1 rRNA gene is annotated in these 219 nt (G+C 52.1%); it reads left to right on the top strand.

The window, feature by feature from the left end:
* Nucleotides 1–76, top strand: a 16S ribosomal RNA gene (locus J8I34_RS34600); the annotation flags it as partial.
* Nucleotides 77–219: the final 143 nt, after the last annotated feature.

Here is a 219-nt window from a genome sequence, read left to right as displayed (position 1 = left end):
CACGGCAGGGTTCATGACTGGGGTGAAGTCGTAACAAGGTAGCCGTATCGGAAGGTGCGGCTGGATCACCTCCTTTCAGAGCGTGCATCCTCAGTTGAGCGCTCACACTTATCGGTAGTTTGTTGGTTGAAGGCCGGGTGGCCAAATGCAAGCGCTTAAGGTTTGAGCGTTTGCATTTGGCATTGCCAAGCGATCGAATGATCGGCTGTTCTTTAACAA

Origin of the sequence: Cupriavidus phytohabitans, from assembly GCF_017815025.1 — a bacterium.
In the GTDB taxonomy this organism is placed as follows: domain Bacteria; phylum Pseudomonadota; class Gammaproteobacteria; order Burkholderiales; family Burkholderiaceae; genus Cupriavidus.
Note: the sequence above shows the minus strand (reverse complement) of the source record. Positions and strands in the feature narration are given on the sequence as shown.